The organism is Pseudomonadota bacterium, assembly GCA_039815145.1.
In the GTDB taxonomy this organism is placed as follows: domain Bacteria; phylum Pseudomonadota; class Gammaproteobacteria; order Steroidobacterales; family JBCBZW01; genus JBCBZW01.
In genome coordinates this window covers 27437-41296 of record JBCBZW010000020.1, presented here as the reverse complement: position 1 = coordinate 41296, position 13860 = coordinate 27437, and the positions used below count along the sequence as shown (strand labels likewise).

Annotated in this window: 10 protein-coding genes, 2 tRNA genes and 1 pseudogene; 12 read left to right on the top strand and 1 reads right to left on the bottom strand. The window is 64.6% G+C overall.

Going from position 1 to position 13860, the window contains the following annotated elements; translation table 11 throughout:
- Positions 1-7: 7 nt before the first annotated feature.
- The 8 genes from tig to AAF184_07875 all read left to right on the top strand — a co-directional run bounded on the left by tig (position 8) and on the right by AAF184_07875 (position 9315).
- Positions 8-1288: a trigger factor gene (gene tig / locus AAF184_07910; protein MEO0422243.1), complete on the top strand. Its 1281-nt coding sequence runs from the start codon at positions 8-10 to the stop codon at positions 1286-1288.
- A 32-nt stretch (positions 1289-1320) separates the two neighbouring features.
- The gene (gene clpP / locus AAF184_07905; protein MEO0422242.1) at positions 1321-1956 is read left to right on the top strand and encodes an ATP-dependent Clp endopeptidase proteolytic subunit ClpP; all 636 of its coding nucleotides are present in this window, start codon (positions 1321-1323) and stop codon (positions 1954-1956) included.
- Between the two features lie 202 nt (positions 1957-2158).
- Positions 2159-3469 (top strand): ATP-dependent Clp protease ATP-binding subunit ClpX, encoded by a 1311-nt coding sequence (gene clpX / locus AAF184_07900; GenBank protein MEO0422241.1) that lies wholly within the window; start codon positions 2159-2161, stop codon positions 3467-3469.
- A gap of 144 nt (positions 3470-3613) precedes the next feature.
- On the top strand, positions 3614-6052 hold the full coding sequence (lon, locus tag AAF184_07895; GenBank protein MEO0422240.1) for an endopeptidase La: 2439 nt from the start codon (positions 3614-3616) through the stop codon (positions 6050-6052).
- A gap of 124 nt (positions 6053-6176) precedes the next feature.
- A tRNA-Val gene (locus AAF184_07890) sits at positions 6177-6252 on the top strand.
- Between the two features lie 13 nt (positions 6253-6265).
- Positions 6266-6342, top strand: a tRNA-Asp gene (locus AAF184_07885).
- A gap of 231 nt (positions 6343-6573) precedes the next feature.
- Positions 6574-7173 (top strand): PEP-CTERM sorting domain-containing protein, encoded by a 600-nt coding sequence (locus tag AAF184_07880; GenBank protein ID MEO0422239.1) that lies wholly within the window; start codon positions 6574-6576, stop codon positions 7171-7173.
- 243 nt (positions 7174-7416) lie between these two features.
- A complete protein-coding gene (locus AAF184_07875) occupies positions 7417-9315 on the top strand; it encodes a SurA N-terminal domain-containing protein (protein MEO0422238.1) in 1899 nt (632 codons plus the stop codon).
- Positions 9316-9370: 55 nt separating this feature from the next.
- Here AAF184_07875 and AAF184_07870 read toward each other — a convergent pair whose 3' ends face one another.
- Positions 9371-10156 (bottom strand): enoyl-ACP reductase, encoded by a 786-nt coding sequence (locus AAF184_07870; GenBank protein MEO0422237.1) that lies wholly within the window; start codon positions 10154-10156, stop codon positions 9371-9373.
- Between the two features lie 146 nt (positions 10157-10302).
- Here AAF184_07870 and AAF184_07865 point away from each other — a divergent pair, with 146 nt between their 5' ends.
- The 4 genes and pseudogenes from AAF184_07865 (at position 10303) to nhaB (ending at position 13843) form a co-directional block, all read left to right on the top strand.
- Positions 10303-11058 carry a methyltransferase domain-containing protein gene (locus tag AAF184_07865; protein ID MEO0422236.1) on the top strand — a complete coding sequence of 252 codons (756 nt, stop codon included), beginning with the start codon at positions 10303-10305 and terminating at the stop codon, positions 11056-11058.
- Positions 11055-11514: pseudogene (rnhA, locus tag AAF184_07860) on the top strand (ribonuclease HI). Before AAF184_07865 ends, rnhA begins: the two are co-directional and overlap by 4 nt.
- Before the next feature lie 111 nt (positions 11515-11625).
- Positions 11626-12378 carry a DNA polymerase III subunit epsilon gene (gene dnaQ / locus AAF184_07855; protein ID MEO0422235.1) on the top strand — a complete coding sequence of 251 codons (753 nt, stop codon included), beginning with the start codon at positions 11626-11628 and terminating at the stop codon, positions 12376-12378.
- Complete coding sequence (nhaB, locus tag AAF184_07850; GenBank protein ID MEO0422234.1) at positions 12344-13843, top strand: sodium/proton antiporter NhaB; 1500 nt, start codon at positions 12344-12346, stop codon at positions 13841-13843. Before dnaQ ends, nhaB begins: the two co-directional genes overlap by 35 nt.
- Positions 13844-13860: the final 17 nt, after the last annotated feature.

Genomic DNA, 13860 nt, shown 5'->3' with positions numbered 1-13860 from the left:
ACTACCCATGCAGGTCTCTGTGGAAAGCACGGGCGATCTCGAACGCCGTATGCGCGTCGAAGTGCCCGCGGAAGACATCGAGAAGGAGATCGAGACGCGACTCCGATCCTACGGTAAGAACGCCAAGATCAAGGGCTTTCGTCCGGGCAAGGTCCCGATGAAGGTCATCCGTCAGCAGTACGGATCGCAGGTGCGTGCCGAGGTGGTGAACGACCTGATGCGCTCGAGCTTCGCCGAGGCGGTCACCAAGGAGCAGCTGCGCCCGGCGGGCGGCCCGACGATCGAACCGGACGGCGAAGGCGAGGGCCTCGCCTACGTGGCCACCTTCGAGGTGTACCCGGAAATCGAGCTGCATGGCCTCGAGACCCTGGCGGTGGAGGGCGTCACGGCCACGGTGGAGGACGCAGACATCGATCGCGTGCTGCAGAACCTTCGCGAGCAGCGCGCCGAATGGAACACGGTGGAGCGCGCTGGTGGGGAGGGCGACCGCCTGACCGTGAACTTCAAGGGCACGCTCGACGGCGAGCCGGTGGAGGGCGCCGAGGGTGAGGGCCACAGCTTCGTGCTCGGCGGTGGCCAGATGCTCGACGGCTTCGAAGCGGGCCTGACGGGTGCCGCTGCGGGCGAGCAGCGCACCTTCCCGGTGGATTTCCCCGAGGACTACCGCGCCGAGGAACTGGCCGGCAAGACGCTCCAGTTCGAGGCGGAGGTCACGGAGGTGGCCGAGCAGGCCCTGCCGGAGATAGATGACGATTTCTGCCTCGCCTACGGCATCACCGAAGGTGGCGTCGAGACCCTGCGCCAGGACGTGCGCGAGAACATGACCCGCGAGATGGAGAAGAAGAGCCGCGGCGATCTCAAGATGCGCCTCCTCGACGCCCTCGCGTTGGCCAATCCCGTGCAGGTGCCGCAGAGCCTGGTGTCGGAAGAAATTCAACGCATGCTTGAAGACATGAAGCAGCGTCACCATCTCTCTGACGATCAGCTACCGGAGGCAGAGAAGCTGGAGCCTCAGGCTCAGAAGCGGGTGCAACTCGGGCTGTTGGTGAATGAGGTGATCCGCTCGAAGGAGCTGCGCGCCGACCCCGCGCGGGTGGAAGCCCGCCTGCAGGAGTTGGCGTCGGAGTACCCAGATGCGGACCAGGTCGTCCGCGCCTCACGGGGTAACCCCGATATAATGCGGAGCATCGAGTCTTACGTGCTCGAAGAGCAGGTAGTCGACACGCTGTTGGAGACGGCTACGGTGAACGAGCGCACCGTACCGTTCAACGAGTTGATGCAGGGCTAGCCCCCTGCACGCAAGAGCAGAGGAAAAAACGAATGACTCAAGGTGCTGGTGACGCGACGGCGCAGCTCGTACCCATCGTGGTCGAACAGACCGCCCGCGGTGAACGTTCCTACGACATTTTCTCCCGCCTGCTCAAGGATCGAGTGGTGTTTTGCATCGGTGGCGTCGAGGACCACATGGCCAACCTGATCGTGGCCCAGCTGTTGTTCCTCGAGAGCGAAAACCCGGATAAGGACATCCATCTCTACATCAACTCCCCGGGCGGCTCGGTCACCGCCGGGTTGTCGATCTACGACACGATGCAGTTCATCAAGCCTGACGTGAGCACCATCTGCCTCGGTCAGGCCGCCAGCATGGGGGCCCTGCTGCTCTGCGCTGGTGCAGCCGGCAAGCGCTACACCCTGCCGCACTCTCGCGTGATGATTCACCAGCCGAGCGCCGGCTTCAGCGGCCAGGCCTCGGACATCGATATCCATGCCCGCGAGGTGCTCACGCTCAAGGAGCGCCTAAACGCCATCATGGCGAAGCACACGGGGCAGCCGAAGGATCGAATCGAGCAAGACACGGACCGTGACAACTTCATGAGCAGCGCCGAGGCGCTGGATTACGGCATTGTGGATCGCGTACTTACAGACCGCTTTGAGCTGCCCTCTGAGGAGAAGTCCTGAGGCAGCGCACGGCCTGCGCCGGGGCACCGGTGGCAGGGGGCGAATTTGCCGGCTGGAGCGCGGTCATATTCCCCCAAGTGTGATCCAGTTCGGATGCTTGATACCGGACCGGGCCGGCAGCTTTGCCCGCCTGACCCGACGTGCTATATACACGGTGGCGGCCCCGCGTGTGCGGCCGCGACATCGGCAAGAGAGGTAGAAGATGGCGGACGACCGTGGCAAGAACGACGACGGCAAACTGCTGTACTGCTCGTTCTGCGGCAAGAGCCAGCACGAGGTGCGCAAGCTCATTGCCGGGCCTTCTGTCTTCGTGTGCGACGAATGCGTCGAACTATGCAACGACATCATCCGCGAGGAGATGGAGGAGCGCGGCGAAGCCAGCACGGACAAATTGCCCACCCCGCACGAGATCAAGGCAGTTCTCGACGAGTATGTGATCGGCCAGCAGCGGGCCAAAAAGGTGCTTTCGGTAGCGGTGTACAACCACTACAAGCGCCTCGAAACCCGCATGAACGACCGCAGCAAGGACGAGATCGAGCTCTCCAAGAGCAACATCCTGCTGATCGGCCCGACGGGCTGCGGCAAGACGTTGCTAGCGGAAACGCTCGCTCGCCTGCTGAACGTGCCTTTCACAATCGCGGACGCAACCACCCTCACGGAGGCGGGTTACGTCGGCGAGGACGTGGAAAACATCATCCAAAAGCTGTTGCAGAAGTGCGACTACGATGTGGACAAGGCCCAGACGGGCATCGTCTACATCGACGAGATCGACAAGATCTCGCGCAAGTCGGACAACCCCTCCATCACCCGTGACGTCTCGGGTGAAGGTGTGCAGCAGGCCCTGCTGAAGCTCATCGAGGGCACCGTGGCCTCGGTGCCACCGCAGGGCGGACGGAAGCATCCCCAGCAGGAGTTCCTGCAGGTGGATACCTCCAACATCCTCTTCATCTGTGGCGGCGCCTTCGCCGGCCTGGAGAAGGTCATCCTCAACCGCTCGGAGAAGAGCGGTATCGGCTTCGTGGCCAACGTGCGCAGCTCCGATAGCGAGCGTCGCGTGGGCGAGCTTCTGCACGAAACCGAGCCTGAAGATCTCATCAAGTTCGGACTCATCCCCGAGTTCGTCGGCCGCCTGCCGGTGGTCGCTACCCTCGAAGAGCTTGATGAAGATGCACTGATTTCGATTCTGGTCGAACCGAAAAACGCGCTGGTCAAGCAGTACCGCAAGTTGTTCGAGATGGAGGGCGTGGAACTGGAGTTCCGCGATGACGCCTTGCTCGCCGTCGCCCGTCGCGCCATGGAGCGCAAGACCGGTGCCCGAGGCCTGCGTACCATCCTCGAGAACGTGCTGCTGGACATCATGTACGACCTGCCCACGATGAACGACGTGAGCAAGTGCGTGGTGGACGAGGCCGTCGTGCTTGGCGAAACCAAGCCCTTCATCATCTACCAGTCCGAAGATTCGCAGTCGACGAGCACCCCGACGGGAACTGGGTCCTCAGCGAACCTCCGGTAGGTCTGCACAATCGTGGGTCCGCTCGGGTGAGCGGACCTCAGTTTTCGAAGACGGGGGGCCACGCCCCGAGCTCCACGTTTTTGTACCGCCGGAACGGCGATCACCGTCGTGCCGGCGCAAGTGCTATCAGGAGCGACCCCGGAAGTGTCATCCGAAGACGGATCTGAACTGCCCTACGAGAACCTCGACGACGTGCCGGTGCTGCCGCTGCGCGACGTGGTGGTGTACCCCCACATGGTCATCCCGCTGTTCGTCGGTCGGGAGAAGTCCATCGAGGCGCTCGATCGCGCCATGCAGTCGACCAAGCAGATCCTGCTCGTCGCCCAGCAGCAGGCCGACGTCGATGCGCCGACGCCCCAAGACCTCTACGAGGTGGGCACCCTCGCCAATATCCTGCAACTGCTGAAGCTGCCCGACGGCACGGTCAAGGTGCTCGTGGAAGGCCGTGATCGCGCCCGCATCGATGAGATGCGCGTGGGCGAGATGTTCACCGCCAGCGTGGCGGTGATCGAGGAACACGGCGACTCCGACGCGCGTGAGACCACGGTGCTCAGCCGGGCCGTGATCTCGCAGTTCGAGCAGTACGTGAAGCTCAACAAGAAGGTGCCGCCGGAGATCCTCACCTCCCTGCAGGGCATCGAGCAGGCGGGCCGTCTGGCGGACACCATCGCCGCGCACATGGCGCTCAAGCTCGACATTAAGCAGAAGATCCTCGAAGTGCCCGACGTGCGCGCGCGCCTGGAACAGGTGCTGGCGCTGATCGAGGGCGAGATCGACGTGCTGCAGATCGAGAAGCGCATCCGCGGCCGCGTCAAGCAGCAGATGGAGCGTAGCCAGCGCGAGTACTACCTCAACGAGCAGATGAAGGCGATCCAGAAAGAGCTCGGGGACATGGAGGACGCCCCCAACGAGCTGCAGGACCTGGAGAACCGCATCAACCGCTCGGGGATGCCCAAGGAAGCCTCCGAGAAGGCGATGGCGGAGCTCGGCAAGCTCAAGCTGATGTCGCCCATGTCGGCGGAAGCCACCGTGGTGCGCAACTACATCGATTGGCTCCTCAAGGCGCCGTGGAAGAAGCGCTCGCGCATCAAGCGAGACCTCGCCGAGGCCGAGCAGGTGCTCGAGTCCGATCACTACGGGCTGGAGAAGGTGAAAGAGCGGATCGTCGAGTATCTCGCGGTTCAGCAGCGGGTGAAGAAGCCCAAGGGGCCGATCCTCTGTCTCGTGGGTCCCCCTGGCGTGGGCAAAACCTCGCTCGGTCAAAGCATCGCGCGGGCCACCAACCGCAAGTTCGTCCGCATGTCCCTTGGCGGTGTGCGAGATGAGGCGGAGATCCGCGGCCACCGACGCACCTACATAGGCTCTTTGCCAGGCAAGATCCTGCAGAATCTCGCCAAGGTGGGAACACGCAATCCGCTGTTCCTCCTGGACGAGATCGACAAGATGTCGATGGACTTCCGGGGCGACCCCTCGTCGGCGCTCTTGGAAGTACTCGACCCTGAGCAAAACCACACCTTCGCCGATCATTACTTCGAGGTGGACTTCGACCTGTCCGAAGTGATGTTCGTGGCGACGGCGAACAGTCTCAACATCCCGGCGCCGCTCCTCGATCGCATGGAGGTGATTCGCATCCCCGGCTACACGGAGGATGAGAAGCTCAACATTGCGTCGCGCTACCTGGTGCCGAAGCAGCTGGAGGCCACTGGCCTGCACTCGAAGGAACTCGAGTTCTCCGATGCCACCCTGCGCGACGTTATCCGCTACTACACCCGTGAGGCGGGCGTGCGTAACCTCGATCGTGAGATCTCCAAGGTGGCGCGTAAGGTGGTGAAGCAGCTGCTGCTCAAGCCGCGTAAGTCGGCCGTGAAGGTCAAGCCCGACTCCCTCGACGATTACCTCGGCGTGCGTCGCTACCGCTACGGTAGTGCCGAAGAGAATGATCAGGTGGGGCAGGTCACGGGGCTCGCCTGGACCGAAGTGGGCGGTGAATTGCTTACGGTGGAAACGGCGGTCATCCCCGGCAAGGGCAAGCTCACGCACACGGGGCAACTCGGTGATGTGATGCAGGAGTCCGTGCAGGCGGCGCTCACGGTGGTGCGCTCGCGCGCCAAAGTGCTCAGCATCGAAGAGGACTTCCACCAGAAGGTCGACATGCACGTGCACGTGCCTGAGGGTGCGACGCCGAAGGATGGCCCGAGTGCGGGTGTCGCCATGTGTACCGCGCTCGTGTCGGCGCTGACCGGCGTGCCGGTGAAGGCCACTGTCGCCATGACCGGCGAGATCACCTTGCGCGGCGAGGTGCTACCGATCGGCGGTCTCAAGGAGAAGCTGCTGGCGGCGCATCGCGGTGGCATCACCATCGTGCTGATCCCCGAAGAGAACCGCAAAGACCTCGCCGACATCCCGAAGAACATCACCGACAAGTTGGACATCCGTCCCGTGCGCTGGATCGATGAAGTGCTCGACGTTGCGCTCGTGCATCACCCCGGCACGACGGCGGCGAGCGACCCAAAGTCGGGGTCGGCAAAGTCCTCGCGTAAGCGTAAGGACCCGGCAGCGGGAGGCCCTGCGCGACCTCATTAGAGGGCGATCACCAAGGTGTGAACGCGGGCTTTTCATCGATGGGGGCATGCCGTACACTACGCCGCTCGGTTGCACTGGGTAACGCAGTGCAACCCGCTTGAGAGAGCGGTCTGATCCGGTCACTGGGTGCTTAGCTCAGTTGGGAGAGCATCGCCCTTACAAGGCGAGGGTCGGGGGTTCAAGTCCCTCAGCACCCACCATCAGTTACACCTTGGAGCGGTAGTTCAGCTGGTTAGAATACCGGCCTGTCACGCCGGGGGTCGCGGGTTCGAGTCCCGTCCGCTCCGCCAATGCGAAGGCCCGTGAGTCGAGTACTCACGGGCCTTTTTTTGTTGCGCCATTCAACAATATCCCGCCGAAGGCTCGCCGGCTTTCTTTACACGGCGCTCCCTCCGACCCCTGATGAACCCAAGAATACCAATAGAATCAAACCGCTAAGGTTGTGGTATGAATGCTGCATTCGATGCGTTGATAAGGAACTCAATCAAGAGCGCTGACGAAGCGCCATCAGGAGCATCGGGATGATCAAGACACTCGCAAAACTCGCGGTACTCAGCGCCGCACTGCTGGGCGCCAGCGCTCAGGCTGGCCTGCTCGAGTACAACTTCGCCGATGGCATGGGTAACCGCGATGCAGCCGGCCCCGTCACCTACACCAGCAATGGTGTGGACCTGACCATCGAGGCGGCTCGCGCCGGAGCATCAGCGCCGGTGCACATCAACGGCGAAACGGGCCTGGGCGTGTCCGGCAACGCGGTTGCCGAGGGCAATCGGATCGGGGTGGGCGAGGGCCTGATCCTCTCGTTCTCGCCGGCGCCGGTGACGCTGCTTCGCGTGATCACCTTCGACACCACGGACAACAACGAGCCGGTGGGCTTCGCCCTGTTCGTCGATGGCGCCCTCGTGGGTACCTTCAACATCACGCCCGACCTCGATCTGTTCCAGTCCGTGGACGTGAGCGGCGTCGCTACCTCGGGCAGCGTCTTCACGATCCAGGGTATCGCCGGAACTGAGGGCTTCCGCGTGGCTGGTCTGCGCGCCTCGATTCCTGAGCCGGGCCTGCTCGGGCTGTTCGGCCTCGGCCTGTTCGCGATGGGCATCGCCCGCCGCCGCGCCGCCTAAAGCAAGGCCCGCTCGGCGGCGCCGAGATCGCCCCCGGGCTGCGCCACACTGCCTCGGTACTCGCTGTGCCGGGGCAGTGTCGTTTCCAGGACATGCAGGTCGGTGCTGGGGGCTTCCCAGCCGACCGATAGGGCCGGGTCTATGGCGCGCAGCGCGGCGTTGGTGTAGGTTGCCCGTCTTCCCTGCGCGACGGCGCGGGACAGCTCCCCAAAATCCAGTCTAACTAGTTGAATCTGTAACGCTATGCTCCAACAGCTTCGCGAGTACGCCACGGGGCCCGTGGCCTTTGTCCTGCTCGGTACCATCGCCCTGTCCTTCGTCTTCTTCGGCATCGACTTCGGCGCGGCCGGCGCCAACGTCGCCATGCGGGTGAACGGGGAGGAGATCCCAAGGCAGGAGGTGGAGGCGCTCGTGCGCCAGAACGTCAACCGCATAGCGCAGAGCTCCCAGGGCGCCCTGACGCCGGAGCTCGAGCAGCTTGTGCGCTCGAACTCGATCAGCCTGCTGGTGAATCAGACCTTGGTCGAGCAAGCGGCCGAGCGGCTCGGCTATCGCGTCGGTGACGCACAGGTGGCCGAGCAGATTCGTTCGGTACCTGACTTCCAAATCGATGGCGAATTCGATCGCCAGCTCTACGTCGACGCGCTCGCGGCCAACAACCGAACGGCGAGCGGCTTCGAGGCGCAGGTGCGCCAGGACATCGAGCGACGCCAGATCCTCGCGGCGCTGGAGCAGACCTCCTTCGTTACCACCGCTGAAGTTCAGCGGCGCGTGGCCCTGACCAACCAGACGCGCACCATCGATTACTTTCAGATTCCCGCAGGTGCCTTGGACGAAGTCGAGGTAGCCGACGAGGAGATCCAGACCCGCTACGAGGACTTCGCCGACGTATACACGCAGGCGGAGACGGTGGAGGTGCAGTACGTGGAGCTGCTCCTCGCCGACGTGGCCCAGGGCATCGAGATGGACGAGGCCGAGCTGCTCGAGGCCTACGAGGCGGACAAGGAGCTTCGATACCTCACCCCCGAGGAGCGTAGCGTGAGCTACATCCTGGTGGAGGGGACGGACGAGCGTTCCCCGATCGAGGCGCGCGAGCTGGCAGCGGACTTGGTGACGCAACTCGACAACGGTGCTGACTTCGCCGAGTTGGCGGCCGCCCTGAGCGAAGACGCTTCCATCATCTCCGGCGACCTCGGCTGGGTGCTGCCGGACGGCCTCGACCCCGCGCTCAGCGAGGCGGCCTTCGCGGCCGATGCCGGGGCGGTGACCGGCCCGGTGCAGACCAGCTTCGGCTGGCACGTGCTCAAGGTGAACGAGGTGCGCGGCGGTGACCTCACGCCCTTCGAGGAGGTGCGCGAGCAGATCCTGTCGCAGCTGCAGGAAGAACGCGCCGAGGGTTTGTTCATCGATAGAGGCGACGAACTCGCCGAACTCGTGTTCCAGAACGCAGGCAGCCTGGAGCCGGCCGCCGAAGCCCTCGCGCTGGATTTGAAAACCGTGGCGGGCGTCAGCGAGATCGCCGGCGCCGCCGTCGCGTCGAACCCGGATGTGCGACGAGCGATCTTCTCGCCGCCCGTTCTCGAAGACGGCCTGAACAGCGACGTGATCGAGCTCGAGTTCGGGCACCTGGTCGCCGTTCGTGTGATCGACCGGACGCCCGCGAGCCTGCGCCCCCTCGAGGACGTGCGCGACAGCATCGTATCGGTGCTCTCCGCGCAGAAGGCTCAAGAGGCCACCGCCGCACTCGGGGAGGAGATCGAGGCTCGCGTACGCGATGGCGAGTCTTTGGAGGCGATCGCGGAGGAGCTCGAGTCGGTGCAAGCGCCGGCCCTCGCCGTCGACATCACCCGTCGCTCTCGCGACGTGCCGTCTCAGCTGGTCACGGAGGTGTTCGCACAGCCCGAACCCGTCGAGGGGAGTGATCCTGTGGTCGGGGGCGTTGCGTTGTTCGGTGGCAACTACGCCATCTACCGCCTCACGGGGGTCAAGGACGGCGAGCTGTCAGCGGAGGAGGGCGCCAGCCTGCGCGCACAGCTTACGCGCGAGGCCGCCAGCCAGGAGTTCGAGGGCTTCGTGCAGTCCTTGCGCGAGCAGGCCGACATCTTCGTGGCCCGCGACTATCAGGAAGGCGCCACCCCTTAGGCGGCGCGCGCCTGGGGTCGGTCGTGCAGTCGCCACGACCGACCTGACGACACCGTTAGTCGTCCATCATCATGGCGACGGTGCTGTAGCCACCGTCGACGTACAGAATCTCCCCGGTTACACCGGCCGCCATATCCGAGAGCAGGAACGTGGCGGCGTTGCCGACGTCTTCGATGGTGACGTTACGCCGCAGGGGCGTGTGCGACGCGACGTGCGACAGCATCTTGCGGAAGCCGCCGATGCCGGCTGCGGCGAGGGTCTTGATCGGCCCTGCGGATACGCCGTTGACCCGAATGCCGCGCGCCCCGAGATCTGCGGCCAGGAAGCGCACATTCGCTTCCAGGCTGGCCTTGGCCAAGCCCATCACGTTGTAGTTGGGCACGGCACGCACGGCGCCGAGGTAGCTCAGGGTGACCACGCTCCCGCCGTGCTCGCTCATCATCGGCAGGGCTCCGTTCACCAGCGCGGTGAGGGAATAGCTGGAGATGTCGTGGGCGATGCGAAAGCCCTCGCGCGAGGTCTGTTCGGCGAAGCTGCCTTGCAGCTCTTCCTTCGGCGCGAAGGCCACCGAGTGCACGAGGGAGTCGAGGCGGTCCCAGTGCTGACCGAGCTCCGTGAACACCTGGCGGATCTGCTCGTCCTCGGCCACGTCCAGGGGGAAGCACAGGGATGAGCCGAGCGCCTGCGCCATCTTGCGCACGCGCGGTTCGAGCTTTTCGTTCTGGTATGTGAAGGCGAGTTCCGCGCCTTGCTCGTGCAGTGCCCGCGCGATGCCGAAGGCGATGGAGCGTTCGGAGGCGAGTCCCACGACGAGGGCCCGTTTTCCTTCCATCATGGCCATGTGATTCCCCAGGAGTGCTGAAACGAAAGCGCGCAGTATGGCGGCCCGATTCCCATGCCGCCAGCCTACGTCACGAGGCACGACTTGTTATGCTCGCTCCCATGAGGTTCACCGGGGCCCGGTCGGGTCCGCAGGAGAGAGGTAACGTGAGCAACCCGCAGCAGTGGCTCGAAAGCCCCCTCGGGACGGCGATGCTGGAGCAGGAGTGCGCCCTGACCGCCGAGGTGTTGGGGCGGATGTTCGGTTTGCAGCTGGTGCAGCTCGGGCAGTGGGGGCCGCCGGGCGCGCTGATCGAACAAGCGCGCACGGCCTACGCGAGCGTCATCGCCCACGGGGGCGATGAGAACACTGTGGCGTTGCACAGCGATCCCGCCCACCTGGCACTGGCGGCCACCAGCGTCGACGTCGTGGTGTTGCCCCACACCTTGGAACTGCACGATTCGCCGCACCAGGTGCTGCGCGAGGCTGAACGCGTGTTGGTCGGCGAAGGCCGCCTGGTGGTGTTGGGCTTCAACCCCATGAGCCTGTGGGGCGCGCGCCACGTGCTTACGCGAGGCCGGTTTCCGGCCGGGGCGCAGCGGCTGGTGGCGGAGCATCGCTTGAGCGACTGGCTGAAGCTCCTCGGCTTTGAGATCGAACGGGTGGCGTGGCACAGCTACCGCCTGCCCGTGCACAACGTGGTGCCGAACGGGGAAGGGCGCCTGGAGCGACTGCGACCGGCCCTGCGGCCCAGCCTGTTGGCCGGCGGCTACCTGCTCACGGCGCGCAAACGCGTCTACTCGATGACCCCGGTGCGGCCCGTGCTGGTACCAAAAAAGGCCGTGTTGGGCGGCCTCGTCAGCTCCATACCGCGCCAAGGGGTGGCGGCGCTCGATAAGCCGCCGAGCGAGCCGCGCCGTTGAACGCTGCCGTCGATGCCGACGTCGAGATCTACACCGACGGCGCCTGCAGCGGAAATCCGGGCCCCGGCGGTTGGGGGGCGTTGCTCACCGCCCGCAATGGGACCACCCGCGAGCTCTCGGGGGCGGAGCCCCAAACCACCAAACAATCGCATGGAGCTGCTGGCTGCCATTCGAGCGCTGGAGGCCCTGAAGCGCCCCTGCCGCGTGGTGCTGCACACCGACTCCACCTACGTACGCCAGGGGATCACCGAGTGGATCGCCAACTGGAAGCGGCGCGGGTGGCTCACGGCCGCTAAGAAGCCCGTGAAGAACCAGGATCTGTGGCAGATGCTCGACGCCGCGATGGCCCCGCACGAGGTGGACTGGCGTTGGGTCAAGGGCCACGCGGGAGTGCCCGGGAACGAGCGCGCTGACACCCTCGCGCGCGAGGCGATCGTTACCCTTCGCCAACCGTGATCCGCGACCCAATGCACGTGATCGGGTGTGGTGACTGGGCTACACTCCTCCCACTTGTCTTAATTCCTTAGATCACGCGGCGCGCGATGCGTTGCCGGAAAGGTTGGTTCTTTGCGTCAGATCGTGCTCGACACGGAAACCACCGGCCTCGAGCCCGAGCAGGGGCACCAGATCATCGAGATCGGCTGCGTGGAGTTGATAGACCGCCGACGCAGCGGGCGTACCTTTCACCGCTACCTGCGGCCAGATCGGGAGATCGACCGGGCTGCGGTTGATGTGCACGGGATCGATGCGGCCTTCCTCGCGGACAAGCCTCGTTTTGCCGAGGTGGCGAGCGAGTTTTTGGAATTCGTCCGAGGCGCCGAACTGATCATCCACAACGCCGACTTCGACATCGGCTTCCTGGATGCAGAGTTCGCGCGCTTGGACACGGGGCACGCGCCGCTGCGCGAGGTGTGCCCGGTGCGAGACACGCTGCTCCTGGCGCGACGTCTGCACCCAGGCCAGCGCGCAAGCTTAGACGCCCTCTGCGGTCGTTACGGCATCGACAATTCCCGTCGGGAACTGCACGGTGCCCTGCTCGACGCGCAGATCCTGCTCGACGTCTACCTGGCGATGACGGGCGGACAGGTGGCCCTTTCCCTCGACGCCAATGACGGCAGCGGAGCGAGCGCTGGGAGTGCGCGACGGCGAATCGATCGGTCGGCGATCACCCTGGTGGTGCGTCGGGCGACTGAGCAAGAACGTCAGGCGCACGAGGTTCGGCTCGATGGCCTGGAGAGTAGGTGCGGTAGTGCCAGTGTTTGGCGACGGTTGGAAGGAAAGCTAAATGGCGAACTCGATAACGGCGGAACTCTGGGATAACTTCCTCGGCAGTTCGCCGGGGTGGTACAAGAAGGCGATCGTCGGATTCCTGATCCTCAATCCGATCGTCTTCCAGATCAATCACGGGCTGGCCGGCTGGCTGCTCGTCGGCGAGTTCATCTTTACCTTAGCCATGGCGCTGCGCTGCTATCCCCTGCAGCCCGGCGGGTTGCTCGCCGTGGAGGCGGTCGCCATCGGCATGACCTCCGCGCACACGGTGTACGAGGAGACGGTGACCAACTTCCCCGTCATCCTGCTACTGATCTTCATGGTCGCGGGCATCTACTTCCTGCGCGAGCTGTTGCTGTTCATCTTCACCAAGCTGGTGCTGGGGCTGAAGGGCAAGAAGCCGCTGTCGCTCGTGTTCCTGCTGGTCGCGGCGGTGCTCTCCGCGTTCCTCGACGCGCTCACGGTCACCGCCGTGGTGATCACGGTGGCCCTCGGCTTCCATGCTGTCTACCACAAGGTCGCTTCCGGTAAGCACTTCCACGCGGACAATCACGATCACACGGCGGATCACGATGTCGGCGACAACCACCGCGCGGATCTCGACCAGTTCCGCGCCTTCCTGAGGCAGCTCGTGATGCACGCGGCCATCGGCACGGCGCTCGGTGGCGTGGCGACCCAGGTGGGTGAGCCGCAGAACCTGTTGATCGCGAAGAAGCTCGGCTGGGACTTCATCGAGTTCTACCTGGCCGTCGCTTACGTATCGATCCCCGTGCTCTTCGCCGGCATGGCCGTCTGCTGGGGCGTCGAGCACTTCCGCATCGGCGGCTACGGCGCCACCCTGCCCGCCAACGTGCGGCGCGTGCTGGAGGAGTACGACGCCGAAGAGACGCGCAAGCGTACGCCGAGCGATGTCGCCGTGCTCTGGGTGCAGGGCGCCACGGTGCTGTTCCTGGTGGTGGGTCTTGCCCTGCACTTGGCGGAAGTCGGCCTGATCGGGTTGACCGTGATCGTGCTTGCCACGGCGTTTACGGGGGTCATCCAGGAGGCGCGCATCGGCCATGCCTTCGAGGAGGCCCTGCCATTCACGGCGCTGCTGGTGGTGTTCTTCGCCATCGTGGGCGTGATCCACGATCAGCACCTGTTCGAGCCCGTCATCGAGTGGGTGCTGCATCAGCCCATCGACAGCCAGGCGCCGCTGTTCTTCATCGCCAACGGCGTGCTGTCCATGGTGAGCGACAACGTGTTCGTTGCGACTGTTTACATTTCCGAGGTCGAGGCGGCCTTCAACGCGGGCGAGATCAGCCGCGAGCACTTCGAGACGCTGGCAGTGGCGATCAACACGGGCACCAACATCCCCAGCGTCGCCACGCCAAACGGCCAGGCCGCCTTCCTGTTCCTGCTGACCTCCGCGTTGGCGCCGCTTCTGCGCCTGTCCTACATGAAGATGGTGCAGCTCGCGTTGCCCTACACCATCGTGCTCTCAATCGTGGCCCTGATCGCCGTGATTCTGGGCTGAGTCCCGCCCTCGCGTGC

Bases quoted from the DNA above. Each gene is read 5' to 3' on its own strand.
- tig (MEO0422243.1), top strand. From the start codon at position 8: ATGCAGGTCTCTGTGGAAAGCACGGGCGATCTCGAACGCCGTATGCGC.
- clpP (MEO0422242.1), top strand. From the start codon at position 1,321: ATGACTCAAGGTGCTGGTGACGCGACGGCGCAGCTCGTACCCATCGTG.
- clpX (MEO0422241.1), top strand. From the start codon at position 2,159: ATGGCGGACGACCGTGGCAAGAACGACGACGGCAAACTGCTGTACTGC.
- AAF184_07880 (MEO0422239.1), top strand. From the start codon at position 6,574: ATGATCAAGACACTCGCAAAACTCGCGGTACTCAGCGCCGCACTGCTG.
- AAF184_07875 (MEO0422238.1), top strand. From the start codon at position 7,417: ATGCTCCAACAGCTTCGCGAGTACGCCACGGGGCCCGTGGCCTTTGTC.
- AAF184_07870 (MEO0422237.1), bottom strand. From the start codon at position 10,156: ATGGCCATGATGGAAGGAAAACGGGCCCTCGTCGTGGGACTCGCCTCC.
- nhaB (MEO0422234.1), top strand. From the start codon at position 12,344: ATGGCGAACTCGATAACGGCGGAACTCTGGGATAACTTCCTCGGCAGT.